Origin of the sequence: Peribacillus sp. YIM B13472 (assembly GCF_042788005.1) — a bacterium.
Classification (GTDB): Bacteria; Bacillota; Bacilli; order Bacillales; family DSM-1321; genus Peribacillus; species Peribacillus simplex_E.
This window is the reverse complement of the sequence record NZ_JBHZPG010000013.1, coordinates 39160-64221: the sequence shown is the minus strand read 5'-3', so window position 1 is coordinate 64221 and position 25062 is coordinate 39160. Positions and strand designations below refer to the sequence as shown.

Sequence of the window (25062 nt, the reverse complement as noted above, 5' to 3'; positions counted from 1 at the left end):
GTAGGCATACGATATTAATAATTCTTTTATTTTGAGGCACAGAAGTGGGGTGTTTTTTGTAATCGATATTTTAATAGGAAGTAATACTTCATTATTAGTGCAAACAGGTGTATATGCGGTTAAAAAGTTTCTTAGCAAGGTAATTAAGATAGAAATTTTTCCGTATTGGAAAAAATAACTTCATTGTTAAATTATTGTTATTACCTTATAATTTTCTAGAAACATATGAAATGTTATGAATAGGAGAAAAGTATGAAAAAACTGTGGACCATTTTAGTTTCATTTACGTTGTTAATTAGCTTATTTCCCCAATTAGCATCGGCAGCACCAAGCAAGAATTTTGAGCAAGAACTTACAAAGTATTTAAAAGAGGTAAGCCTTGTTAGGGGTTTTGAAGTGACGAAGGATGATATTGAAACGTCTCTTTCTTATTACGATGAAAGTATTAATAACTTTGAATCCATTGATGATCTTAAAGATGCCTTGGGCGAGGTTATTAAAGCAGATTTAAGTAATTTAGATGCCATTTATGAAGATTATAATCTAACAAATGAGAGCCTAATTCAACTATTGCATGAAAATGGCGAAGAACTAGACGATTATATCTTTATCTGGGACCTCGATGAAGCTGTTTATTTCTATGCAGAAGAGGGCGATTTTGAACGTGATCCAAACTTTGACAAAGAATTTGTCAATTATTTAGCCAAGGTTAGCAAGGAAAGAGGCTTTGAAGTAACAAAAGAAAATATCGAAGCGTCATTGGAACTCTATGATTTTAGCACGGAAGAATTCGAATCTGTCGATGAGCTAAGCGAATTCTTAGGTGACGTCATAAAGGCAGACCTAAGCAACTTAGATTATTTTAATGAGAATTATGGATTGGATAAACAAGCCTTGCTTCAGTTGTTGGAAGAAAATGGTGAAGATATTAACGATTATATATACATAGATAATCTTGAAGAAACTGTTTGGAACCATACCGGCGGTGGGATTGATGGCGAAGTTGCCGAAGATCTTCTTCCCATTTTCGAGAAAGAACTCGGTTTAACAGAAGAGGAACTACAGCGGCTTGAAGACCACTTGATGTCTTTGGAAGACCATCTTTCCAATCCGGAAACAGTCAAGCGACTTGAAGAATTGGGCAACCGCATGATGGCTTTCGGGGAATTTGATGTAGCAACCGAGCTTACAGCTGAACAGATAGCTGAAATGGCATCAATCTATGAAGAATTACTTTCCATCTTTAAGCTTAATGTATCCTATTCACTTGTGAAAAGTGGCTCGGAATCACCTGTATCACTTTTGGATTTAATGAAATTGGAAGAACTGAAGGGTGCTAACCTGAAAATATCAATATACTCTACTGACGGAAAGTTCTTGGCTGATCTTTTAATAACAGGTGATATGGTGGATTCTGACACTCTTACTAATGCAGGCGGACAAATAAAGGAATCTGCTAAAGAGGTGCAAAAGACCATTGAAAAGGCACCGGTTGCTAAACCAGTAAAACAAAAGATCAGCACTCATACTAAATCGGAACATCAAACCCAAACCGTAAAAGGGGCTAAACTGCCAAATACCGCTTCCGATTATATCCCTAATGCCCTTTTAGGACTATGCATTATCTTGTTTGGAAGCTTGATGTATCGAAAAATTAGGAAAGCTTAATATGAAACAATTAAAGAAAAGGCGGTTGCTTCTGCTTTCTTGTACAATTGCCATCATTTTATTTGGGGTTTGGTTTTCCACATCCAATATGTATAAGTTTGCAAAAGGCTACTTTCTTTACAAGACTCATACTCCAAGTAGCCAAGTGAATGAAACTGTACAGAAACCACCCAGTAGTGAGCCAATAAGTAAAAAAACAACAAAGAAAGAGCTATATCCTGTCCGCCCTAAAACGGGTGAAGAAATCGGGGAACTGTATATACCCAAACTAAAGGCCAAACTCCCTATTTTCCATGGCACAAACGAGGATGAATTGGAAAAAGGCGTTGGTCACTTTGCAGGAAGTGTACTACCAGGTGAAAATGACAATTCCGTTCTTTCCGGTCATAGAGATACGGTATTCCGTAAACTCGGGCAAGTTGGAGAAGGAGATTTGTTGATTGTAAGAACATCGGCAGGAGAGTTCACATACAAAGTCAACAAAGTTCGAATTGTGGATGAGGATGATCGGACCGTAATCGTACCAAAGCCACGGGCAACGCTAACCGTAAGTACCTGTTATCCCTTTGATTATATCGGGGCGGCACCTGAACGCTATATACTTGTCGCTTACTTGTCTTCAAAAAAAATAAGTTAATAATAAGCAACTTTTTATGTTCTAAAAAAAGAGTCCAGATAAGGTAAACCTTATCTGGACTCTTTTAATTTTCATTTATTATATTGTTAAGCTATCCTTATTGCTCAAAGTGTTCGATGTAGCGGATCTTAATATTTTATGATGGTAAATATAAGAGCCGGCTATCAATATATATCCGATAATGAAAAGCAGCCATCCACTGGCAGGGTCGCCCACTGATATGCTTGAATACATAGCACCCGTCAAATCAAATACAAAACCTGCATAAGCCCATTCCTTAATTCTCGGAAAACCTGGAATGAGTATTGCCACGACACCTAATAATTTTGCTATTCCAATAAAGGGTAGGAGGTAGGTAGGATAACCTAAATGATTAAATAAAGCGACTGCATCGGGAACAGACATTATATCTGGAATAGAACCCAAAACCATTAGTGCCAGCAAAAGCCCTGTGAAAATCCAATATATAATTTTTGCTTTTTTCATATATTCTCATTCCCTTCCTTAGATTGACATTTTAATCATATTCCACTTTCCTTTTTTTAATGCACTCTATATTATTTAAGTTCAACATTCGTGGCGCGATTCTTTAATAAGAATCGCGCCACGAATATAGGCAAACCCGAAGAAAAGCGAGTTTGCCTGCAGATTTTTATTAAAAAATATGATTTCAGAAATCCGCGCTCCCTTTCCAATGCCAATAGCAGTGGTTCTTCTTATTTATCTGAAAGAAATTATATCCCTTCTTAGGTTTTAGACGGATATAGAGAACGGAGGAACTGTGTCTTGAGCCAAACGATTTACAACAAATTGTCTTATCTTAGAACCTAACTCATTTAATACAATGATCCTTTCATAGATATAGGGACGACTCTAGGTAGAAAAAGACCTCTCCTGTTACAATAGGAAAGATATTCAGACATCTATCATCAATACTCTGATATAAATTAGCTTATAGAAACATTTAAAAAATGTTCGACCCTTACTTCAATAAGGAAGGTTGCTGAGGCAGCCTTTTTCTTATGGTATTAACGGGGCAGGTTTGGGAGAAGGAAATTTCGGTAAGATAGCTAATTATGCAATAGGTTACGGACATATATGGAATTTTCTGTAAGGGTTGTTGTATATCAAAAACGGATTATCAACTTAAAACTAGAGATACAAGAGAACTGGCAAGTGCTACTTTTTTTGCACCTTATGATAAAACTGTTGAACCTTACATAAGAATTGCAACAGGAGATTATGAAGTATTAGTTTCAGAAAGAGGAAAAAATCATGCTTTATGGGCAATTTTACGCAGCATGGTTAATGAGATAAGGAAATGGATGAGAAAGAAGCAGAAAACACATGGGAAGAATTATTAGATAGTTACTATGAATTTTTGTAATACGATATTCTTGTTGAACAAACGGGTGCGTTCGTATTATAAGGTCGACCAGTAAAAATGAACTGCACATTCAATTGTTAGTTGTGTCTAACAATTGAGGTGCAGTTCACGTAAAGGAGATCGACTTTTTAGGTTGGAATTTTCTTAGCGAATAAAATTTCCAAAATGGAAGTATAGCATTTTAGCTACCGTTCGCTTTATGAACAAGAAAAAGCCCTTAATAGAAGAAAAAAGGGCATTTTCGTATTTTATTTCCTATAACTTGTTAACTAAGAACTATATCATATCTAAATGAGTTATTTCCCAATGTTTATTCTTTATAAGTTGCTCTAAATTCTCTTTATCTCTTTTTTTGAAATAATAGACAATTTCCTTATGATCTTCATTCATTTGCTCTAATACGGCAAAAAGCTTTTCTTCATTATTACTTAAATAAATTTGTCTAACAAAACTATTTTGTAAAGAATCAAGAAGATCTATTAGTGTAGGATTCTTGCATTTATCAATATATACTTTATGGAATTGATTTTGGTATTTTTGATAATCTAAATAGTTTTTTGTTGAAATTGAAAATTCAATCTTCTTAACCAATTCTTCCATACGTTCAATATCACTTTCTGTGATATGCTCTAAAGATAATGAGGCTGCTAAAGAATCCAATACACTAACAATTAGAAAAACATCTAGCTTTTTTTTGGTATCAAGTTCTTTTACAATAAATCCTTTTCTAGGAAGATACTCGAGCAAATTGTCTGAAGCTAGTTGTATCAAAGCCTCCCTTACAGGAGTTCTACTTACTCCTAATTTTTCGCATAATACTGATTCATTTATCTTATGCTTAGGAAGTAAGGTTCCGTTCTGAATTTTTTCAGTTATATAATCATATACGAGATCTTTTAATGATTGATATCTATTTTTGATAGCATTTCCTCCTAAGACAAAAATTAATATTATATATTATGCACAATATATAAATCGAAATTCTTGTCTTTTATATTAGCACCATCTTATACAGACTTCAATATCTCTATATTTATTATTATATTTAAGATATAAAACTATTCCTACTTCCATTTTTTTATGAATTGTTGTTTTAAGTGATTCAAGTTGATGTAGCTTATAGCTTTAGAAATAATGCAGTTTGAATAATTTTTAAGAATAAAAAAATAAAGCATTGAAAAATAGATTCGTTAATTGTATAATTCGGTAAGTAGAATATTTTCAGACTATTCTGTACTATATACAATATACAATATAAAGTGTATTTTTGTATTTGTTATAAGTTTATTAATAGATACCTTAATGTTAAGAAATAAACCCAAAAAAACATTAGGTAAAAACTGTAATGTGGAAGGGGGTTTTTTTGGAGTATAAAATATACAATATATTATATACATAATAAAATTTGAGGTGAGAAAAATATGAGTAAGAATAACTTTAAAGATGTGCAAGATGGAACAAAAGCGGTATGGGCAGGAGAAAAAGAATCTCTTGCATATAATGCAACCCAAGTTCCAGTAGTTCTTAGTGTAGCCTACAATTACGATGACGTGGATGAATGGCAAGAAGTTGCCCTTGGAAATAAACCTGGTTATACCTATAATCGAATGGCAAATCCGACTGTTCAAGCCCTGGAAGAAAAATTGAGGATACTCGAGGGGGCAGAGGAAGCTGTAGGTTTTTCTTCAGGAATGGCTGCTATTAGTAGTACATTATATACATTTCTAAGACCGGGAGATCGGGTTGTATCAGTTAAAGATACTTATGGAGGAACCAATAAAATTTTTACTGAATTCTTGCCCAATCTTGATGTCGATGTGACATTGTGTAATACCGGAAACCATAAAGAAATTGAAGCTGAAGTGGTAAAAGGGTGTAAAGTACTATATTTAGAGTCTCCTACTAACCCTACTATGAAAGTTACTGATATTGAGAGGCTAGCAAGAGTCGGAAAATCAGTGGGTGCATTAGTTATCATAGATAATACGTTTGCTACTCCAATTAATCAAAATCCTCTTCAATTAGGAGTTGATATTGTAGTCCATAGTGCAACTAAATTCTTAAGTGGACATGCAGATGCATTAGGTGGAATAGTATGTGGCTCTAAAAAATTAATGAAAAAAGTCTATCATTTTCGTGAAATTAATGGAGCAACTATGGACCCGTGGTCAGCCTACCTTATTTTAAGAGGGATGAAAACGTTAAAGCTTCGTGTACGGCAACAAGAAAAAAGTGCAATGGAAATTGCAAAGTATCTTCAAAAGAAAAAGCTTGTTGACGCAGTATATTACCCAGGATTGGAAGCGCATTCACATCATGATATCGCAAAGAAACAAATGAGAGGGTTCGGTGGGATATTAAGTTTTGTATTAAAAGATGAAATGAAAGCTATCAAAATTTTATTATCAAAATTAAAATATGCAAACAAAGCTGGGAACCTTGGAGCCGTTGAAACTATATATGGGCCTGCAAGAACGACTAGCCATGTTGAATGTACTATTGAAGAGCGTAAAGCCCTTGGTATCCCAGAAGGTTTAGTTCGTATCTCTGTAGGTATCGAAGATACAGAAGATCTTATAGCAGATTTAGAGCAAGCTTTTTCTTACTTAGAATCCAATTACCCTGTTAGCTGTAGTTGAAAGCATAAAATATTACTAATGGAAGAGGTATTGAAATATGACACATAAGATAGCATTACTTGGATTTGGTGTAGTTGGTCAAGGGTTAGCTGAAATTTTACAAGATAAAGGTGAGTCACTACGTAGTGGGTTTAACTTTGATGCAAAAATCGTTGCTATTTCTGATGTTATGAAAGGTTCCCTTTATGATCCAAAGGGGTTGGATCTTTCTTTAGCGTTACAAGCTGTAAAGGAAACAGGAAAATTAGATAGTTACCCTGAGACTCCTAGCTTGGAAAGAGGGTGGGATAGTTTTCAAACAATACGTGAGAGTAATGCAGACACTGTTGTTGAAATTACCTTTACTGATGTAAAAACAGGACAACCTGCCATTGATCATTGTAAAGCAGCATTTGAAAGCAAAAAGAACGTAGTAATGAGTAATAAAGGTCCGGTTTCTCTAGCTTATCAAGAGTTAGCTGAATTAGCAAAAAATAATGATGTTCGTTGGGGCTTTGAAGGAACAGTTATGAGTGGAACCCCAGCATTAAGAATGCCTCTGAGTTCATTGGCAGGGAACAGCATTTTTGAAATACGGGGGATTTTGAATGGAACAACTAATTATATCCTAACTAAAATGGAAGAAGGATTGAGTTATCAAGATGCATTGTCGGAGGCACAAGCTCTTGGTTATGCAGAGGCAGATCCTACTAGCGACGTTGAGGGATATGATGCTCAATATAAAGCTACCATTCTTGCTAACATTGTAATGGGTATTCCAATGAAACGAGAAGAAGTAGAATGTGAAGGGATTAGTCATCTTACGGAAAAGGACATTGAGTGGGCTAAATCAGAAGGTAAGAGATGGAAGTTAATTGCTAAATGTATAAAGGATGGCGATAAAGTCATTGCAAAGGTAGGACCTGAAGCTATACCTCTTACAGATCCTCTAGCTGGAGTTTTAGGTGCACAAAATGCTATTACTTATGATTGTGATTTAGCTGGCCCGATTACCTTAATTGGAGCCGGAGCTGGACGTAAAGAAACAGGATTCTCGATTCTTATTGATTTAATCAACATTAACCGTGATCAATTATAATTATAATTCGTTTCAGTCTTAAAGTTATAAGTTAAAAATTACTTATCTTGAGGTGATTTTGTATGATATTTACTGACAAATTAATAAATAAAAATAAGATGTTTCTTGCTGGGGAATGGGTATCTCGTGATAAATGCATTGAAGTCTTGGATCCACAGGATCATAGTTTAATCACAACAGTTCCTGCTGCTAATGAAAGCGACGTCATTTATACAATAGAAGAAGCAAAAAAAGGAGTTAAAATAGCAGCAGATATGCCAACACACGAAAGAATTGCTATTCTTCATCGTGCTGCGGACTGGATCTTTGAAAATAAGGAAAGATATGCAACTACTATTGCTCGTGAGGGAAGTAAAACAATTAAAGAAGCAAGGAAAGAAGTACTACGTTGTATTGAAACACTTCGTATAAGTGCTGAAGAAGCAAGGAGAATTAATGGAGAAACCATTTCGTTTGATCAAATGCCCGGAAGCGAAGATCGCATAGGTTACTATTATCGTTTTCCTATTGGCATTATTGTAGCTATAACACCTTTTAACGATCCATTAAATCTTGTTGCACATAAAGTGGGTCCTGCTATTGCTGCTGGGAACGCTATTATTGTAAAACCAGCAACTGTAACACCATTAAGTGCTCTCTTATTGGCAGAAGCTTTTGAAAAAGCCGGTTTGCCACCGAAAGTTTTATCCGTCATTACTGGTCATCCAGGTGACATGGGAGATAGCCTAATTACTCATTCAGCTATACGAATGATTTCTTTTACAGGAGGACTTGCCACTGGCAAAGCAATTATTCAAAAAGCAGGTTTGAAAAAGATATGTATGGAGCTTGGATCAAACTCACCCGTTATTGTATTGAAAGATGCTGATTTAGAAGAAGCTGTGAAATCAACTGTTTCTGGAGCATTTTGGGCAGCAGGACAAAATTGTTTAGGGGTACAGAGAATATATGTCCAAGAAGGTGTTTATCATGATTTTATTGGTAAATTTATAGATCGTACTCAACAATATCGAGTAGGTGATAAATTATTAGAAGAAACAGATATGGGACCAATGATCTCCGAAAAAGAAGCAAAACGTGTTGAAAGTTGGGTAAATGAAGCTGTTGAGAAAGGTGCAAAGTTGCTTTGTGGTGGAAAACGTGAAGGATCTTTTTATCAACCTACTGTTTTAGTTAACGTACCAGAAAATTGTAAATTGGCAACTGAAGAGGTTTTTGGCCCAGTTGTTACCATTTATAATGTTCCTGATCTTGATACAGCTATCTCCCAATCTAATCGTGTAGATTTCGGACTGCAAGCAGGTATATTCACTCGTGATTTAGATAAGGCATTGGGAGCCATACGTAAACTTGAAGTAGGTGGAGTAATGGTAAATGATAGCTCAGATTATCGCATTGATGCGATGCCTTTCGGAGGTGTAAAAGGTTCTGGTTTAGGTCGTGAAGGAATTAAGTTTGCACTTCAAGAAATGACTGAACCAAAAGTTGTTTGTTTTAAAGTTAATAATAAAACAATATGATGACATAAAGACTGACCTGTGCAGGTCAGTCTTTAAGATAAATATTTTGATTTTTCTGTAAAAATATAAACTTTGTATATTGTTGTCTATTAAAATAAGTACTTGAAGAGAGTAAATAACGAAGGAGGAGACTAGATGCCAAACACAAATAATACCAATGAAAACCAGTTGAAACGTTCAATGAAAAGCAGGCATTTGTTCATGATTTCGCTAGGTGGTGTAATTGGAACGGGTCTTTTTCTGAGCAGTGGATATACAATTAGCCAAGCTGGACCAGGAGGTACGATTCTCGCTTACTTAGTAGGCGGATTAATCATGTACCTTGTCATGTTATGCCTGGGCGAACTAACTGTTGCTATGCCAGTAACAGGTTCATTTCAAACTTACGCTACCAAATATATCGGTCCTGCTACTGGATTTACTATCGGTTTAATGTACTGGCTTACTTGGGTGGTAACGGTAGGTTCCGAATTTACTGCCTCTGGACTATTAATGCAGAGGTGGTTTCCTCACACTTCTGTTTGGATGTGGAGCGCCATCTTTGCGATTCTAATTTTTTTACTTAATTCCTTTTCAGTAAAAATATTTGCAGAAACTGAATTTTGGTTTTCAGGTATCAAAATAATTACTATTATCTTGTTTATTGTGCTTGGAGGGTCTGCAATGCTTGGATTTATTCCAATGGATGATAGAGCCTCTGCCCCCATGCTTTCTAATTTCACTGTAGATGGAGGTCTTTTCCCAAATGGCCTGCTTCCAGTTTTTATGGCTATGATTTCTGTTAATTTTGCCTTTTCAGGAACAGAACTTATTGGCATTGCTGCTGGAGAAAGTGAAAATCCAGAAAAAGACGTTCCTAGATCTATTAGAAATGTAATTTGGCGAACAATGTTTTTCTTTGTTGGTGCAATTTTTGTGTTATCTGGGTTAATCTCTTGGAAAGAAGCAGGAGTCATTGAAAGTCCATTTGTGATGGTTTTTGACAACATCGGAATTCCTTATGCAGCTGATATTATGAACTTTGTTATTATTACAGCTTTACTCTCAGTTGCAAACTCTGGTCTATATGCATCAACTCGTATGTTATGGTCTCTTTCAAATGAAAAAATGATAAGTACATTTTTTGGGAAGGTAACGTCAAATGGAGTACCATTGAATGCTTTAGCCGTAAGTATGGCAGTAGCTTGTTTATCTCTATTATCTAGTGTATTTGCACCTGATACAGTTTATGTAGTACTTGTGGCTATATCAGGATTTGCAGTAGTAGTAGTTTGGATAGGGATTGTTTTATCACAATATATGTACCGTAAACATTTTTTGAAAATGGGTGGAGATATTAAAAATTTAAAATTCCGTACACCACTTTATCCTTTTGTACCCATTGCTGCCTGTGTTTTGTGTCTTGCTTCTTGTATAGGTCTTGCTTTTGATGCGAGCCAAAGAATTGCTCTGTATTGTGGAGTACCTTTTATTATTTTATGCTATCTCTTCTACTATATGAAAAATCGAGGAAATAAGAATCAGATAAATTCTTATAATGAAACGGATGATTATATTAGGAATATTAAGTAAAGAGATTTTTTGTAAAAAATGAGAAGGCTTACAGGATCTTCGGTTTATCGATTTTTAACGTACTAATTTAAATAATAAATCAAAGAATTACCACTGATTTTGGACAGACTTCTTCTACTTATAAATGAGAAGCTGTTCTTTTTCAGTGTGCCTAGCATGTGCATCAAGTGAGGGTACCGATGGTTGATAGACCTGGATTTGGAGAAATTCCATGATAAAGTTAGTCACTCCTTCTTAATCGATTCATATACATCACTCCCATAACATTCAATATAAAAGTAGCTTCAGCTTTAACTTAATCTTGTTGGAAAAAGTACACTTTTGTAAAAAGAAGAGCCCAAGGAATTATATAAATTCCCTGGGCTTTTTAAGAATGAAATAAGGTTTCTATAATATATACTTTTGAATAGTATCATATGTCAAACTTCATTACATTCCGAGCAAAATGTATATCGAAAGGGGGGATATACTTGATCAGGCTTCCCTGTTGCAGCACTTGTAGGTATGGCTTTATCATATAAAAGTGTTTATTGTCTTAAAAGAATTGATAAAAATGACGCATATGCCGACACAGGAAATCGTGATGAGTGAATACATTAACTTTAAGTCATTCAATATAATAATTCCCGCAATTACTATGAGTGAATCAATAATAAAAATAATAATTCCAGGATTAGTTGCTGTGGTTTTAGAGATTAATAGTGCTAGTAAATCCACTCCGCCGGGGCTAATATGTTGTCTCAGCATAAAACCAACACCAATCCCAATCGTCATTCCACCGATAATGGCACTCGTTATGATCGGCAGATGAACCAAACCGTTTAGTGGTGTTAGCCAATCAATAACGGTTGAAGTAAAAGCTAACCCAAGGATGGCATTGAAGAAATAAGACTTATCGTATAGAAGAGATAGAAGGTATATGGGAATGTTGATCATGATCATGGTATGTCCAACCTGGATTCCCCAAACATATTTGATTAACAAACTTATTCCAAATATCCCGCCATTTATTAGATGAATGGGGACAATAAACAGGTTAAGACCTACTCCAATGCAAAAACTTGAAAAAAGCAGAGTAACAAACTTTTTCATAAAAACATTCCCCTTGTCCAAATCATTATCTTAAAATATATGAGAGGAATGTAAATATATACTTAGCTGTTTGGAAATTACGATTGCTATTTGGGTATTGTTGGCTCTCCTCCCTAAATGATGTTCTGAAATTTTAGATGCATGCGAGAAAGCAGCAGTATCTAAATGAAGGCCGCCACCTTGAGCACTTGAAGTAATTTGGCAAAAAAAAGAGACACTCATAAAAAGTGTCTCTTTTTTTTGGCTTTAATGGGGCAAGTCAGTTTTATAGAATTTTTATACCTTGGAAAATAGGTTGAGTTTAGCTTTGTTTATTCAAGCTCTTTTTTTTGATAGGCGATTTGTAATGGTATCTTCTTGCGGTGAAGTTTGCCGTATATAAAAGGCCAGTATGAATGCAACTATTGTCAAACCTGTTGCAATCATGAATGCATCATCCACTCCCATTACGCTACCTTGTTTAATGGCCATGGCCATTTGTGATGTATTATCTGGTGATATGTTCCTATGAGATAAAATTTCCTGAACATGTTTCGTTCCCTGGTTTGTCATGATGGAAACAAAGAATGCCATGCCAACAGCACCTGCTACCATTCTCAATGTATTGACCATTGCTGTTCCATATTTATTTAGGCTAAGTGCCAATTCATTTAATCCAGCTGTGAAGATAGGCATCATCAGTATCGACATTCCGAACATTCTAATCGTATATACCCACACCACATAAGAATAGGACGTATCTGTTTCAAGCCGCGTTAAAAGATAGGTTGTAATGATAGTGATGGCAAGTCCGCTCACCGCAAGCCATCTCGCACCAAATCGATCAAACAGCTTACCTGTTATAGGAGACATGATCCCCATTAAAATCCCGCCAGGCAATAGCATTAGACCGGATTCCATCGGGGTAAACCCACGGATATTCTGCATGTAGATTGGCATGATGATCATTCCAGAGAACATACCCATAGTTGCGATGATGTTGATAATTGTCGTTAAAGTGAACATCCGATACCGAAAAATTCTAAATTCCAAAATAGGATGGGATACAGTAAATTGCCTCCAGACAAATAAAGCTAAACTGATTCCTCCAACAAGGAACATCGTCAGTACTTCGGGACTGTCCCAGCCCTTGGTACCCCCTGTAGCAAATCCATATAGAACTCCGCCAAATCCGATAGTGGATAGAATTACACCCATTTTATCGAGTTTAGGCCGACTCGTTTTCCCTACTTTTTTGATGATGAAAATGGCAAAGATTAAGTCAAGCAGTGCAAATGGGAAAATGACAAAAAACAGAACCCGCCAAGAGTAGTTTTGTATAATCCACCCTGATAACGTCGGTCCTATAGCAGGGGCAAAATTCATCGCGATACCAAATATACCCATTGCGAAACCGCGTCTGTTAGGTGGAAATAAAGTGAAAATCACATTTGTAATCAAAGGGAATAAAATCCCCGCACCTGCAGCTTGAACGACACGCCCAATCAATAAGACGGAGAAGCTGGGGGCTATACCACATAGGAAAGTTCCTAAAGCGAAGAGTCCCATTGAAGCAAGATATAGTTGTCTTGTATTGAAACGTTCCATTAAGAAAGCAGTGATAGGGATGACAATCCCATTGACCAATAAGAAGATTGTAGTAAGCCAGTTAGCTGTTGCAGCTGATATTTCAAAATGATTCATTAATTGGGGCAATGCGATATTAATTAATGTCTGATTTAAGAAAGCGACTAGAGCCCCAGCCAGCATCACCGCAAACATGGGACCCGTTCGAATTTTAGTGATGGCTGTTTTGTCGTGATTCATTATTATGGCACGTCCTTTCCGCTAGGGTAGTACGTATTGTACCGCCTGCTATTTTTAAAGAAACTAATTCGTCTCACGAAGTATTAGTGTAAACTAACCTATATTTTCCAAAAAATACACCATTTAAGGAGATTCATCTCAATTTACGCCTTTTTTGAGGTGTTTATTCTTTATTAACCACTAACTTGACAATATTTCAGGATACATTCTCACGGAAATCCCCCCAGGCTAACATCCATTCTACAGGTATATCATATTTCAAACAATAATCACCAACATAATACTTACAATGTACCAGAGAAATTTTTGCACTAGGTATAAATACTTTAACATTCTATCATTCGTAGTCATAAAAAAATAGTTAATTTATAAAAAGGTGTGATGAACAATAAAATTACGACTTTTCCGTATTTTCCGAATGATTATTTTTTTTAATATTCAAAATAATTATTGCAATCAATGTATTGGTTAATTATAATACAAAACATAACAAATAAAAAGTCATTTTGAGGGGGTGAAATAATTGAATATTGCAGGGATGAATATCACATTTAGGCATTTCCCTTTTCAGTATTTTTTGGATTGCATGGATCAACTTGAGATTAAAAGCATTGAATTATGGGGTGGGGAGCCACATCTATATGTTTATCGCAATATTCTAGGAAATATTAGGAGTTTGAGAAGGGAAATTAAGTCTAGAAATATGAAAATCATCTGCTATACTCCAGAGCAATGTATCTATCCTTATAACATTGCATCCTCGGATGCTCATTGGCGAAAAAAAAGCATTGAATATTTTATGGAAAATCTTTACGCGGCGCTGGAGTTAGACACAAGCATGATGCTTATCACTTCTGGAATAGGGGACTTTTCTGTCTCACGAGAGGAATCATGGAAGTATGCAAGTGACTCAATCTTTCAATTAACCAAAGTAGCTGAGATGGAAGGTTTGATTCTTGCTTTAGAGCCATTAACAAAATATGAATCCAATCTGGTAATAGACTCTATAGGGCTAAAGAAAATGTTAGAGGAGATCCAATCTTCCTCATTAAAAGGAATGATAGATACAGTTGCAATGCAGCTGGCAGGTGAAACCCCTGATGAGTACTTTTCCTTCCTTCCCGAATTAAGCCATTTTCACCTAATGGATGGAGATGGTCAATCAGATTCGCATTTCGCACTAGATGATGGGGTTTTAAATTGGAGAGAATACTTAACAAGCCTTAAAAGCCATCATTACAAAGGAAGTTGTACTCTAGAGATTATGGGATCAAATTATTATCAAAATCCAAGAGATGCAATCATGAAATCTATTGAAATAGTAAGGGAATTGGGAATTTAATCATCTAATTTGGAGGAACTCTTTATGAGTAATGGCACACTTACAAGAAAACTGGGTTTTTGGTCTGCTCTAGCTATTGCTGTTGGAACTACTATAGGGTCGGGTATTTTTGTCTCATCTGGTGATGTTGCAAGGGCTGCGGGTACTCCTTCCATTTCTATTCTGGCTTGGATAATAGGCGGGGTGATTGCCATACCGCAAGTAATGGTGCTGGCGGAGTTATCGACGGCATACCCCCAAAATGGAAGCGGTTACGTTTATTTGAATAAAGCTGGATGGAGGCCTTTGGCATTTTTATATGGATGGGCCACTTTCTGGGCTTTGGATCCTCCATCCATATCGATTATGGCTTTAGCGATTGTTTCTTATTTAGCAACCTTTTTCCCATTTTTCTCAGGAGTGGCCGGGAAATTATTGGGTATTGCGATCATCCTGCTCATCACATCGATTCATTATCGAAGTGTGAAAGAAGGAGGTCTATTCCAAGTTATTATCACGGCTATCAAAATCATTCCTTTCCTGATTGTCATTGTCCTGGGAATCATGTATATGAACCCTGATAACTTTACTTATACGCCAGGACCTGTTACCCAAAAGTCAAGTTTAATAGGTGGTGTATCTGCAACCACATGGGCATATACGGGGATGGCTGCGATTTGTTTCATGGCTGGTGAGTTCAAAAATCCAGGGAAAATACTTCCAAGAGCTCTTATTAGTTCGGTATTCATCGTGTTGGCTTTATATACGCTGCTAGCCGTTTGTGTCATCGGCTTGATGCCATTTGAAGAATTAATGAACTCCAATGCGGCTGTTTCTGAAGCTGTAAAATATATTCCGGGATTATCTGATATTGCATCATCATTTGTGGCCATTACGGCGATTATTGTTATCTTGGGTTCGCTGAGCTCTTGCATAATGTTTCAGCCGCGCCTTGAGTATGCGATGGCAAAGGACGGACTATTCTTTCAACGTTTTGCAAGAGTCCATCCTAAGTATGAAACTCCAAGTTTCTCCATCATCGTTCAGGTTGCGTATGCATGTATTCTTGTGTGCTTTAGTAATTTAACGGTGTTACTTGGCTATTTCACACTGATTCAATTGGTTATTAACATTCTGGACTTTGCCGCAGTTTATAAATGTCGTAAAAGGGATGATTATAATCCAATCTATCGTATGCCAATGTGGAGATTAACGACGGTTTTAGCTATTCTTGGAGCATCATGGCTTGCCTGGGGAACATTTTCTTGGGCTCCTATCCAAGGAGTGATTGCAGCATTGATCGTTATCGCAACAGGTCTGCCGGTTTACTATTATTGGGAAAGGAAATATGGATCAAAGAGCAATAACGACAGCGACATCGTGGCTTAGCAGAATGATAAGGGAAGTTAGGCCTCTTCGATAAACGTCCTTAAAATTTAAAATAAAACAATTGTGAATTTTGTTATGTTTAGTTATAATACAAGACATAACAAATAAACAATGATACAGGGAGGAAGATATTGATGCTAAAGTTTGATGAGGGGTTATTTCTTGATCTTGTAGAAAAAGAGGGCCTAGCTTTTAGAGGCCAAATTGAAGAAATCGTAGATGGAATCACAAAAAGGGGCTACAGTAATATTTTCCTGATCGGGGCTGGTGGCACCATAGCCATGATGTATCCATATGAATACATTTTAAAATCAAATTCTACCATTGATGTCCATGCAGAAATTGCTGCTGAGTTCATGGTGATGAATCATAAGCATTTCAGCAAAGATTCAGTCTGTATTTTTACATCTGTATCTGGGACAACTCAAGAAACAGTTGCAGCGGCTGAGTATTGTAAAGAAAAAGGGGCTACTACAATCGCTTTAGTTGCAGAGCCAAATACTCCGTTAACACAAATTGCGGATTATTGTATAACGACAGGTTCTGAAACGCACTCTTTTGATACTTTCTTTATGCTTTTGTACATGCTCGCCTTCCGTTTCATGTATAACAATGATGAATTCCCACAATATGAACAATTCACGAAGGAGGTTTCTCTTCTTCCACGTGCAATTCTGGATGCCGTTAAATCTTTTGACAAAAAAGCAGAGGAATTTGCCATTACACATAAAGACACGGATTACCACATGATGGTCGGTTCTGGTAACCTGTGGGGAAACACGTATTCATATGCAATGTGCATTTTAGAGGAAATGCAATGGATCCAAGCGAAATCCATCCACGCGGCAGAGTTTTTCCATGGTACGCTTGAACTTGTTGTTGAAGATACCAGTGTTATTTTACTAAAAGGAGAAGACGAAACAAGACCGCTGATGGACCGTGTAGAGAGATTTGTAGAAAAAATTTCAAAAAATATAACGGTTATTGATACCAAAAGCTTTGAAATGGATGGCATCAGCGAAGAATTTAGAAAGCACTTTGCTGTTAGTATTAACTGGGCAGTATTAAGTCGAATCAGCGTTCACCTTGAGCGTGAAAGAAATCACCCGTTAACACTTAGAAGATACTATCGACAAATGGAATATTAAGATATTTGGAGCACTACTTAGTAGTGCTCATTTCTTAAGTTCAAAGAAAGCGGGGGAAAATGATGAGAACGGTTTCAGTCGGAGATAACTGTATGGATGTCTATCAAAAGAGCGGGGAGGTCTATCCTGGCGGTAATCCTTTAAATGTGGCTGTCTATTTAAAAGGGTTAGGTGCTGAATCTGCTTATATTGGCTGGGTGGGTTCCGATCAATATAGTGAAAAAATGGTTCAAGCGATTCAGGAAAAAGGCGTTGATATATCTCATCTTTCGAGGAAAGAAGGAAAAACAGCGGTTACTTTTGTTGAAATGGTAGGAAATGACCGCAGATTTGGAGAATACGACGAAGGCGTCATGGAACATTTCTATTTAACGACGCAAGAGCTCCAGTACATTCAAACATTTCAGCTCATACATTCAGGGATTTGGGGACATGCGGATAGGTACTATTCCTTTTTTAAAGAAAAAGGAACGCTCACGTCTTTTGATTTCTCAGATCAGCTAGATCACGATTTAGTGAAGACTTTACCGCAGTTTGTTGATTATCCTTTTTTCTCTTATACGAAGGATGATGCCTTTATCCGCCAATTTTTAAAGGATGTAAAAAATCAAGGATCTAAAATTGCAGTCGCCACTTTAGGTGAAAATGGTTCACTTGCCTATGACGGCATTCAATTTTATCAATGCGGTGTCGTTGAAGCGAATGTGGTGGATACTATGGGTGCGGGGGATTCCTTCATTTCCGGTTTTATTTATGGAATATTGAAAGGCAAATCTATCGGCAATTGCTTAGAATTGGGTACAGAGTCTGCTGCGAAAACAATTAGATATTTTGGTGCGTGGTGACTGGGACTGGAAATCATGTATAATAGATAGTAAATAATAAATTTTGACGGATAAGGATGAATCTAATATGAATTTAAATCCTTCAACCCCCCAGCCATTATATATGCAAATAAGGCAAATGTTGAAGAATGATATTCAGAACGGTAAATATAAACCAGATGAACAAATCCCAACCGAAGCAGAGCTTTGTGAAACTTATAACGTTAGTCGCATTACCATACGAAAAGCAATAGAGGAATTGGTGAAGGAAGGAACACTGACACGGATTCCGCGCAGAGGCACCTTTGTTGCATCTAATAAGTTCCATAATGAATTGTTATCCATAAGTGGATTCTCGGAGTTTAGTCATCAGCTTGGGATGATACCGAATTCCCGGATTTTAAGAAGTGAGGTCATACCGGCACCAAAAGACGTCGCAGGTCATCTCCTCATTGAAGAAGGTAGCCCCGTTCTCGAACTTGAGCGACTCATGTATGTAAATGATCGTCCGCTTTTCTACGATACCGCTCAGTATTCGTTAATTCGTTTTCCGGATTTAGAAAAGAAGATTGCAAGGGATGAATCAACTTATAAAATCCTTATGGAAGATTACCATACAGAAATAGTCAGTAACGATAAGATTATAGATGTGATTGGTGCTACAAAAAACTATGCTAAATTTTTAGAATGTGATATTGGCGCCAATTTATTTAGAATATTAAAGATCGCTTTCGATGCAAACGATCGACCTGTGCATCTCTCAACGTTCATGTGCGAAACCAACAAGGTCAATCTGACTGTTCATCGGGCAAAATAGGTCATGCCAAATTATTGGCATGACCTATTTTGAAGTTTTGAAAAGTGTCTTTACATTATGATTTGGTGTATCACTCCTTCAACTCTCATCTTCCAATCTTTCTTCTTTGATCATTGCATATAAAATATCCTTACAATTAAAACATAAGATTTTCTTGTTATCTAACAGAATACCGTTCAGAAATCCAGCAGTACAATATACATTACGTGCACAGCGAACACAATTGCCAACTAGTTCGTCCATTGATACATCCCCTTATTCAGGAATCGGATATAGTTTTGTTTTCTATTTTGAATAAAGGTAAAGGCCAAAATCTTGCATAACGGAAGTATGTCCCATTTGCCGCAACATGGTAGCAATATTGCCACGATGGTATGATCCGTGTGTGACAACGTGTAATACCGATTCGGAAATGGAGGTTTCAAGCAACCCAGCATATGGGTTATCCACGACAATTACCTTTTCCATATCCTCTGTACTCAGAAGTGCTTTGTTTCTTTCATATAAGTCTAGAAATATTTTTTTCATTTCCTCAATACTTTTCTTTTCCAACTCTTCTCTTAATTGATTGGAAGATGCCATTGCTTCATCCATACTTTTACCTGAGATAATGTCAAACCATGCATAATCTGTGAGATAAATGTGAGACAACACTTTTGATACGGACGAAAAACCACTCTGAATTTGCTTATGATAAATGTGCTGTGGAAGTTCATTTAACCGATCGATGATGACCACATTTGCCCAAGAGTGATAGTTATACATTTCTAATACTGACTCGGGATGATTCATAAAAAAACCCCCATATACACTAGTTTTTTCGTATTGAACAATTTATGCAATAAAAACAAAAAAATTCAGGTAAATTCAAAAAAGTATATTTATTAATATGCTGTTCTCTTATATATATAACAATTCCTCCTAACCGTTCGTGCGCTCATCGCGAATATAAAAAGAGAGGTTTTGAGATAATACGAGCTACTGATCATTCTTATTAGAAAAATGAATAGTTAGTGGAGGCCACATTAGAGTATTTTTTCTTGCAGGAAAACAGCTCCTTATATCGAACTGATAGTAAAGGAGATGGTATTTTATGAATCTGAGGATCAAATATAGGCTTTATATCCATGTAGACGGAAAACTTATTCCAGAACAGTATGACCGATACGAGATACTAAACGTCAGGGAAGGTATAGATCCAAATGATACTAAGGATTACCAAGAGCTTATTAGCAAATTGAGTAAGTCGATTAATCGACCCCTAAGTGAATTTGAAATAAAAAACTATGAAACAATGTAAGTGCAGTTACGTATTTTAAATTTTCTCCTTAAATGGGCCTCCTCCCTATTATAAGGAGGGAGAAGGTGTAATAGTGACCGAAAAAGAAAATCTTTGCCTTAAAAGTTCAGCAATATAGTTGAGCTCCGTTCAATGCAGAAAACTCCGTGGTTTCAGTCTCATTTTTCTTTTTTACTAGTTTAAAATGTTGTAGGGATCTGAGGCACGCCTGATGAACCTCTAAAAATATGTAATAGATACAGCATCCCTAAATAACAACGGTGGTATAGAATTGCTGCGGTAGAGGCCAAGGAGACACAGGCATGATTGAAGTGCATGATAAATAACGCCAATTAAGCGCGCCATTTTTTGGAGCGCTTAATTGGCGTTTGCTCATTAAAGTCAGATATCCGTCTAAAATATGGATAACAGCTTATTTATTGAGAAATTGTTTCTGATTTTTGAATAGTCATTGAATCGCTTCATCCGTATGGGCTAGCATTTATTTTTCTGAGATCTTAAAAATAAGCAAAAATCTCCTTATTAATCTTGACTTTGTAATATTTATTTCATATTATAATTTATAATGAAATGTTTATTTTAATAATGAGAAAATTTACTATTGGTTAGAACAGGAAGTGAATGAGAAGCTGGAAAGGATGGTTGGTGGAAGCATTTTTAAAGTGTATAGCATATTATCCTTTATCTTCTTATGGTCGGGCTGGACCTGGTTGCTTAATCAATTGAATATCTGGGTTTGGTCTGAAAAATATCCACATTTAATAGAAGTTTTGATTAAATTTTAGAAATCTCTTCTATTATTTATAAATACTTCGCATGAAAAAAATCTATATAAAGGGGAAATTAATTATGATACTACACGACAAAAAAATATTATCAGAAAAAACAAAAAAATCAGCCGATTTATTTGAAAAAGCTTGTGACGTGATTCCGGGCGGTGTCACAGCACATATTAAATACTTTCCGCCACATCCATTAATGATGGAAAAAGGAAAAGGCAGTAAGTTATATGATGTAGATGGCAATGAATATATCGATTACTTATTATGTTATGGAGCTCTTATATTAGGTCATGGTCATCAACAAGTATTTGATGCTGTGACAAAACAAATGTTAGAGTCTGGAACTACCATATTCGGTACGCCTCACAAGATGGAAACAACAATGGCGGAAAAATTAGTAGAGTTATATCCTGGTATTGAAATGGTTCGTTATACGAATTCGGGCTTGGAAGCTACTCTTCTTGCAATTCGCATGGCGGTGGCTTATACTGGAAAACCGAAATTGGCAAAGTTTGAAGGACATTATCATGGAGGATATGATCAAGTATTAGTGAGTGTTAACCCTGATATGGATCAGGCAGGTAACGCAACAGCTCCTCAAGCGGTAGGAGAATCAAGAGGAATACCAGATTACTATATTGAGAATACCGTCATTCTTCCATTCAATGATTTAGAATCTACCGAGAAGATTTTACGTGCCCATGCACATGAATTAGCAGGTGTTATTTTAGAGCCAATTCAAGGAGGGTTCATACCTGCTGAACAAGAATTCATGGAAGGACTTCGTAGAATAACAGAAGAACTTAATATAGTACTTATTTTCGATGAAGTAAAAACAGGATTCAGGATATCGATTGGTGGAGCTCAAAAAGTATATGGCATTAAACCGGATATCACTACATTAGGAAAAGTACTGGGCGGCGGATTCCCAGTAGGGGCCATTGGAGGTAAAAAAGAAATAATGATGATTACCTCAGCTAGAGGCGGACGAGATATTTTAACAGCTGGAGCAGATAATACAGATAAACAAAATCCGTTATATCATAGTGGAACATACAATGGTCATCCAACCATATTGGCTGCCGGTTTAGCAACTATTGACTTATTGGAACAGAAAGGAACAATGGAAGATTTGTTTACTAAGACGCAATCTTTACGTAAGGAACTTGAGAATGTGTATAAAAAACATGGCTTAAACATGCAAACAGTCGGTATGGGTAGTATCTTTAACATTATCTTAGCCGAAGGCCCGATTAAAAATTATCGTGATATGAGCAGGGCAAATACGAAATTAAGAAAAGAGATTGACTATGAGTTATTAAAATTAGGTATTTATACAAAGCCGCTTAATCGTTATTCTATGTCTGTTGTACACACGGAGGAAGATATTCTTCGAACTGTGGAAGCGCATGACGAAGCCATTGAACGAATCCTGAAATAATTCAGCTTAACTGAGTGTTAGGTGAAAAGCAAAAGGCCCGATCAAAGCGATTTTAATTGATCGGCCTTTTTTAATTCCACCATGGTACTGGCAATTAACTTGACAAAAAAGGATGAAAAAACCTATTGTTAAATTATAATCATTCACAAAAAGAAATTAGATACTCCTACAATACATAAATATAAATAAAGGGGCGCTCTTTTTAATGTCAAACGTCTATCAAAACATCGCTGGACAAATAGGGGAAATGAGCAAGTCCCACGTGAAGATAGCTACATATATATTAGAGAATCAAACGACCGTTCCTTTTTTTACAGTTGGAAAATTAGCAAAAATGGCAGGGGTCAGTGATGCCACTGTTGTGCGGTTTGCAACCTCGATTGGCTATTCAGGCTATCCAGAGATGCAGCAGTATATGCAGAATTCCGTTAAGCAGCAGCTGACAACGACAGAGCGATTAAAGATGTCCCAAAAGGTTTACAATAAAGAGTCTTCAGGGGTATACGAAGTTTTCCAAGATGATATCGCAAACATAAAATCCACTATGGAGAAATTGGATGAAGATGCATTCCATGAAGCAGTGAAATGCTTATTACAGGCGAGAAGAGTATATGTAATCGCAAACCGCAGTGCCACTTCACTGGGCGTGTTTTTGGAATATTATCTTCAAATTGTTTTAAATAATGTGGAACTTCTGCAGTCAATAGAGAATTCATCGGAAAAGTTATATAATTTAAGTGAAGAAGATGTAGTGATTGGTGTCAGTTTTGCACGATATACGAAAAGTACAATACAAATGTTTTCTTTTGCAAAGGAAAAAAATGCGACAACAATTGCCATTACTGATAATTTACTCTCACCGCTTATTCCTCATGCGGACATTCCATTGACAGCATCCAGTCAGATGCCCAGCTTCATTGACTCTTTCGTTGCACCATTAAGCTTGATTAATGCTTTGATCATGTTTGTCGGAAAAGAGAAGCAGGAAGATATACACGAGCGATTAGAAGTTTTAGAAGACATCTGGAGTCATTTTGATGTTTTTCAAAAAAAGAAAATGGAATAGAAAGAAGCCTTACTCTTCCACATTGGAAAAGTAAGGCTTTTTATTTAATCACATCATCATATTCTGCCTTAGCTTATTTCAATGGAGGCAAATTACTGGATAGTTTTGCTTTTCTCCTCTGCGCTACTGATGTTCTTTTTCCCGAAAAAATGAGTCAACACAATAATTACCCCAGTTAGTAGAAGTGTTGAATATAGTTGGCTTCTTGTAGAATCGATAAAAGCCATGGAAATTAAAATGGTGGAAATCCCCAGGATCGTCGCATATGTCAAATATGGGAACAACCACATCTTCACTTTCAGAGCATCAGGATTCTCTCTTTCTAATCTATTTCTCATCCTCAACTGAGAAATGGAAATAACCAAATAAACTAGTAATATAATCGCTCCTGATGAATTAACGAGAAACAGAAAAACTAATTCAGGCGAAACATAACTCATCACTACAGCAATATAAGAAAATATGGTAGCTGCAAAAACAGCTCTGGCAGGTACGCCATTATTATTCAACTTACTAAAATATTGAGGGGCATCCCCTTTTTTAGCTAAAGAGAAAAGCATTCGGGATGTTGTATATAATCCAGCATTTAGACATGATAAAACAGCAGTTAATACGATGAAATTCATGAGGTGAGCTGCAAAAGGAATGCCTAGGTTTTCTAAAACGGCAACAAATGGACTCTGTAATACATTGGCAGAATTCCAAGGAAGTAATGTCACAACTACGGCTATTGAGCCTACATAAAAGATCAAGACACGCCAAATTGTACTATTAATAGCTTTAGAGACCGACTTAACGGGATCCTTTGATTCAGCTGCTGCAATGGTTGCTACTTCTGTACCGGCAAAAGAGAAAAATACAGTGATGACTCCCACGAAGACGGAACTTACACCATTAGGGAAAAATCCTCCATTTTGTACGAGGTTAGATATTCCAACTGTCGATTCTCCTGAAAATCCGAATATATAAGATACGCCTAAAATCAAAAAGGCGATGATGCTCGCTACTTTAATCATGGCAAACCAATATTCAAATTCTCCAAAGGATTTCACTGAATAGATATTTGTTAAAGTCAAAGCGATTGTCAAGGCCAAAGCAAGAAACCATAAAGGAATACCTGGGTACCACATATTGATGATGGCTGCACCTGCAATGGCTTCAATGGCAATAACGACAACCCATTGAAACCAATAAAGCCACCCAACTGTTGTACCTGCCCAAGGGCCAATTGCGTCCCGGGCATATTCTGAAAATGAACCACTTGATGGATTGGAAGTGGCCATTTCACCAAGGCTCTTCATAATCAAGAACACTAAAACACCGGCAATTACATAAGAAACCAAGATGCCAGGCCCGACCTTATGTATGGCAGCGCCACTACCTACAAAAAGACCTGCACCAATGACGCCCCCGATAGCAATCATTGACATGTGACGAGAACTGAGTGATTGTTCTAAATCATTCTGTTGTTTTTTCATGTAAGACCTCCCTAAAAAATGTGGTGTAAAAGTTTACAATTTTCCTAACCGAAACTGGATTGATTATAGTTTACACAATTTTTAGATTTTTTGAAAT

Annotated in this window: 21 protein-coding genes; 14 read left to right on the top strand and 7 right to left on the bottom strand. The window is 36.4% G+C overall.

Annotation, left to right across the window (positions count from 1 at the left end; genetic code table 11):
- The first annotated feature begins 252 nt into the window (after nucleotides 1-252).
- Both ACFX4I_RS12375 and ACFX4I_RS12370 read left to right on the top strand, forming a co-directional pair.
- Nucleotides 253-1668, top strand: coding sequence for a processed acidic surface protein (locus ACFX4I_RS12375; protein WP_377420933.1), 1416 nt, complete (start codon nucleotides 253-255; stop codon nucleotides 1666-1668).
- 1 nt (nucleotide 1669) lies between these two features.
- Nucleotides 1670-2305 carry a class D sortase gene (locus tag ACFX4I_RS12370; protein ID WP_377420931.1) on the top strand — a complete coding sequence of 212 codons (636 nt, stop codon included), beginning with the start codon at nucleotides 1670-1672 and terminating at the stop codon, nucleotides 2303-2305.
- A gap of 78 nt (nucleotides 2306-2383) precedes the next feature.
- Here ACFX4I_RS12370 and ACFX4I_RS12365 read toward each other — a convergent pair whose 3' ends face one another.
- Nucleotides 2384-2791: a DoxX family protein gene (locus ACFX4I_RS12365; RefSeq protein ID WP_377420929.1), complete on the bottom strand. Its 408-nt coding sequence runs from the start codon at nucleotides 2789-2791 to the stop codon at nucleotides 2384-2386.
- A gap of 1177 nt (nucleotides 2792-3968) precedes the next feature.
- Nucleotides 3969-4613, bottom strand: a complete 645-nt coding sequence (locus ACFX4I_RS12360; protein WP_377421013.1) for a GntR family transcriptional regulator — start codon at nucleotides 4611-4613, stop codon at nucleotides 3969-3971.
- A gap of 500 nt (nucleotides 4614-5113) precedes the next feature.
- Here ACFX4I_RS12360 and ACFX4I_RS12355 point away from each other — a divergent pair, with 500 nt between their 5' ends.
- The 4 genes from ACFX4I_RS12355 (at nucleotide 5114) to ACFX4I_RS12340 (ending at nucleotide 10501) form a co-directional block, all read left to right on the top strand.
- Nucleotides 5114-6331, top strand: coding sequence for a cystathionine gamma-synthase family protein (locus ACFX4I_RS12355; RefSeq protein ID WP_230301940.1), 1218 nt, complete (start codon nucleotides 5114-5116; stop codon nucleotides 6329-6331).
- Nucleotides 6332-6368: 37 nt separating this feature from the next.
- A complete protein-coding gene (locus tag ACFX4I_RS12350) occupies nucleotides 6369-7409 on the top strand; it encodes a homoserine dehydrogenase (RefSeq protein WP_230301941.1) in 1041 nt (346 codons plus the stop codon).
- 62 nt (nucleotides 7410-7471) lie between these two features.
- A complete protein-coding gene (locus ACFX4I_RS12345) occupies nucleotides 7472-8929 on the top strand; it encodes an aldehyde dehydrogenase family protein (protein WP_377420926.1) in 1458 nt (485 codons plus the stop codon).
- A 135-nt stretch (nucleotides 8930-9064) separates the two neighbouring features.
- Complete coding sequence (locus ACFX4I_RS12340) at nucleotides 9065-10501, top strand: amino acid permease (protein WP_309519304.1); 1437 nt, start codon at nucleotides 9065-9067, stop codon at nucleotides 10499-10501.
- A 513-nt stretch (nucleotides 10502-11014) separates the two neighbouring features.
- Here the strand turns inward: ACFX4I_RS12340 and ACFX4I_RS12335 are convergent.
- Together ACFX4I_RS12335 and ACFX4I_RS12330 are read right to left on the bottom strand one after the other, a co-directional pair.
- A complete protein-coding gene (locus tag ACFX4I_RS12335) occupies nucleotides 11015-11593 on the bottom strand; it encodes a YitT family protein (RefSeq protein ID WP_377420925.1) in 579 nt (192 codons plus the stop codon).
- A gap of 315 nt (nucleotides 11594-11908) precedes the next feature.
- Nucleotides 11909-13399, bottom strand: coding sequence for a DHA2 family efflux MFS transporter permease subunit (locus tag ACFX4I_RS12330; protein ID WP_377420923.1), 1491 nt, complete (start codon nucleotides 13397-13399; stop codon nucleotides 11909-11911).
- Between the two features lie 523 nt (nucleotides 13400-13922).
- Here ACFX4I_RS12330 and ACFX4I_RS12325 point away from each other — a divergent pair.
- From ACFX4I_RS12325 to ACFX4I_RS12305, 5 genes are all read left to right on the top strand, one after another.
- On the top strand, nucleotides 13923-14741 hold the full coding sequence (locus ACFX4I_RS12325; protein ID WP_377420921.1) for a TIM barrel protein: 819 nt from the start codon (nucleotides 13923-13925) through the stop codon (nucleotides 14739-14741).
- A 24-nt stretch (nucleotides 14742-14765) separates the two neighbouring features.
- Nucleotides 14766-16109, top strand: coding sequence for an amino acid permease (locus tag ACFX4I_RS12320; protein ID WP_230301947.1), 1344 nt, complete (start codon nucleotides 14766-14768; stop codon nucleotides 16107-16109).
- Nucleotides 16110-16243: 134 nt separating this feature from the next.
- Nucleotides 16244-17257, top strand: a complete 1014-nt coding sequence (locus ACFX4I_RS12315) for an SIS domain-containing protein (RefSeq protein ID WP_377420919.1) — start codon at nucleotides 16244-16246, stop codon at nucleotides 17255-17257.
- 62 nt (nucleotides 17258-17319) lie between these two features.
- Nucleotides 17320-18102 carry a fructoselysine 6-kinase gene (gene frlD / locus ACFX4I_RS12310; protein ID WP_377420917.1) on the top strand — a complete coding sequence of 261 codons (783 nt, stop codon included), beginning with the start codon at nucleotides 17320-17322 and terminating at the stop codon, nucleotides 18100-18102.
- Between the two features lie 67 nt (nucleotides 18103-18169).
- Nucleotides 18170-18898 carry a GntR family transcriptional regulator gene (locus ACFX4I_RS12305; protein ID WP_230301949.1) on the top strand — a complete coding sequence of 243 codons (729 nt, stop codon included), beginning with the start codon at nucleotides 18170-18172 and terminating at the stop codon, nucleotides 18896-18898.
- A gap of 78 nt (nucleotides 18899-18976) precedes the next feature.
- Here the strand turns inward: ACFX4I_RS12305 and ACFX4I_RS12300 are convergent, their stop codons facing one another.
- Both ACFX4I_RS12300 and ACFX4I_RS12295 read right to left on the bottom strand, forming a co-directional pair.
- Entirely contained in the window at nucleotides 18977-19141 is a 165-nt protein-coding gene (locus ACFX4I_RS12300) for a hypothetical protein (RefSeq protein ID WP_230301950.1), read from the bottom strand.
- A gap of 42 nt (nucleotides 19142-19183) precedes the next feature.
- Nucleotides 19184-19690: a DinB family protein gene (locus tag ACFX4I_RS12295; protein WP_377420914.1), complete on the bottom strand. Its 507-nt coding sequence runs from the start codon at nucleotides 19688-19690 to the stop codon at nucleotides 19184-19186.
- Nucleotides 19691-19991: 301 nt separating this feature from the next.
- On the opposite strand from ACFX4I_RS12295, the gene ACFX4I_RS12290 reads away from it, so the two are divergent.
- The 3 genes from ACFX4I_RS12290 (at nucleotide 19992) to ACFX4I_RS12280 (ending at nucleotide 23487) form a co-directional block, all read left to right on the top strand.
- Nucleotides 19992-20198, top strand: coding sequence for a hypothetical protein (locus ACFX4I_RS12290; RefSeq protein WP_076368693.1), 207 nt, complete (start codon nucleotides 19992-19994; stop codon nucleotides 20196-20198).
- An 849-nt stretch (nucleotides 20199-21047) separates the two neighbouring features.
- Nucleotides 21048-22421, top strand: coding sequence for an aspartate aminotransferase family protein (locus ACFX4I_RS12285; protein ID WP_377420912.1), 1374 nt, complete (start codon nucleotides 21048-21050; stop codon nucleotides 22419-22421).
- Nucleotides 22422-22626: 205 nt separating this feature from the next.
- Nucleotides 22627-23487: a MurR/RpiR family transcriptional regulator gene (locus ACFX4I_RS12280; RefSeq protein ID WP_377420910.1), complete on the top strand. Its 861-nt coding sequence runs from the start codon at nucleotides 22627-22629 to the stop codon at nucleotides 23485-23487.
- Nucleotides 23488-23579: 92 nt separating this feature from the next.
- Here the strand turns inward: ACFX4I_RS12280 and ACFX4I_RS12275 are convergent, their stop codons facing one another.
- Nucleotides 23580-24965 carry an amino acid permease gene (locus ACFX4I_RS12275; protein WP_377420908.1) on the bottom strand — a complete coding sequence of 462 codons (1386 nt, stop codon included), beginning with the start codon at nucleotides 24963-24965 and terminating at the stop codon, nucleotides 23580-23582.
- Nucleotides 24966-25062 lie beyond the last annotated feature (97 nt).

Coding starts and splice junctions, on each gene's coding strand:
- ACFX4I_RS12375 (WP_377420933.1), top strand. CDS start 253: ATGAAAAAACTGTGGACCATTTTAGTTTCATTTACGTTGTTAATTAGC.
- ACFX4I_RS12370 (WP_377420931.1), top strand. CDS start 1,670: ATGAAACAATTAAAGAAAAGGCGGTTGCTTCTGCTTTCTTGTACAATT.
- ACFX4I_RS12365 (WP_377420929.1), bottom strand. CDS start 2,791: ATGAAAAAAGCAAAAATTATATATTGGATTTTCACAGGGCTTTTGCTG.
- ACFX4I_RS12355 (WP_230301940.1), top strand. CDS start 5,114: ATGAGTAAGAATAACTTTAAAGATGTGCAAGATGGAACAAAAGCGGTA.
- ACFX4I_RS12350 (WP_230301941.1), top strand. CDS start 6,369: ATGACACATAAGATAGCATTACTTGGATTTGGTGTAGTTGGTCAAGGG.
- ACFX4I_RS12345 (WP_377420926.1), top strand. CDS start 7,472: ATGATATTTACTGACAAATTAATAAATAAAAATAAGATGTTTCTTGCT.
- ACFX4I_RS12340 (WP_309519304.1), top strand. CDS start 9,065: ATGCCAAACACAAATAATACCAATGAAAACCAGTTGAAACGTTCAATG.
- ACFX4I_RS12335 (WP_377420925.1), bottom strand. CDS start 11,593: ATGAAAAAGTTTGTTACTCTGCTTTTTTCAAGTTTTTGCATTGGAGTA.
- ACFX4I_RS12330 (WP_377420923.1), bottom strand. CDS start 13,399: ATGAATCACGACAAAACAGCCATCACTAAAATTCGAACGGGTCCCATG.
- ACFX4I_RS12320 (WP_230301947.1), top strand. CDS start 14,766: ATGAGTAATGGCACACTTACAAGAAAACTGGGTTTTTGGTCTGCTCTA.
- ACFX4I_RS12315 (WP_377420919.1), top strand. CDS start 16,244: ATGCTAAAGTTTGATGAGGGGTTATTTCTTGATCTTGTAGAAAAAGAG.
- frlD (WP_377420917.1), top strand. CDS start 17,320: ATGAGAACGGTTTCAGTCGGAGATAACTGTATGGATGTCTATCAAAAG.
- ACFX4I_RS12305 (WP_230301949.1), top strand. CDS start 18,170: ATGAATTTAAATCCTTCAACCCCCCAGCCATTATATATGCAAATAAGG.
- ACFX4I_RS12300 (WP_230301950.1), bottom strand. CDS start 19,141: ATGGACGAACTAGTTGGCAATTGTGTTCGCTGTGCACGTAATGTATAT.
- ACFX4I_RS12295 (WP_377420914.1), bottom strand. CDS start 19,690: ATGAATCATCCCGAGTCAGTATTAGAAATGTATAACTATCACTCTTGG.
- ACFX4I_RS12290 (WP_076368693.1), top strand. CDS start 19,992: ATGAATCTGAGGATCAAATATAGGCTTTATATCCATGTAGACGGAAAA.
- ACFX4I_RS12285 (WP_377420912.1), top strand. CDS start 21,048: ATGATACTACACGACAAAAAAATATTATCAGAAAAAACAAAAAAATCA.
- ACFX4I_RS12280 (WP_377420910.1), top strand. CDS start 22,627: ATGTCAAACGTCTATCAAAACATCGCTGGACAAATAGGGGAAATGAGC.
- ACFX4I_RS12275 (WP_377420908.1), bottom strand. CDS start 24,965: ATGAAAAAACAACAGAATGATTTAGAACAATCACTCAGTTCTCGTCAC.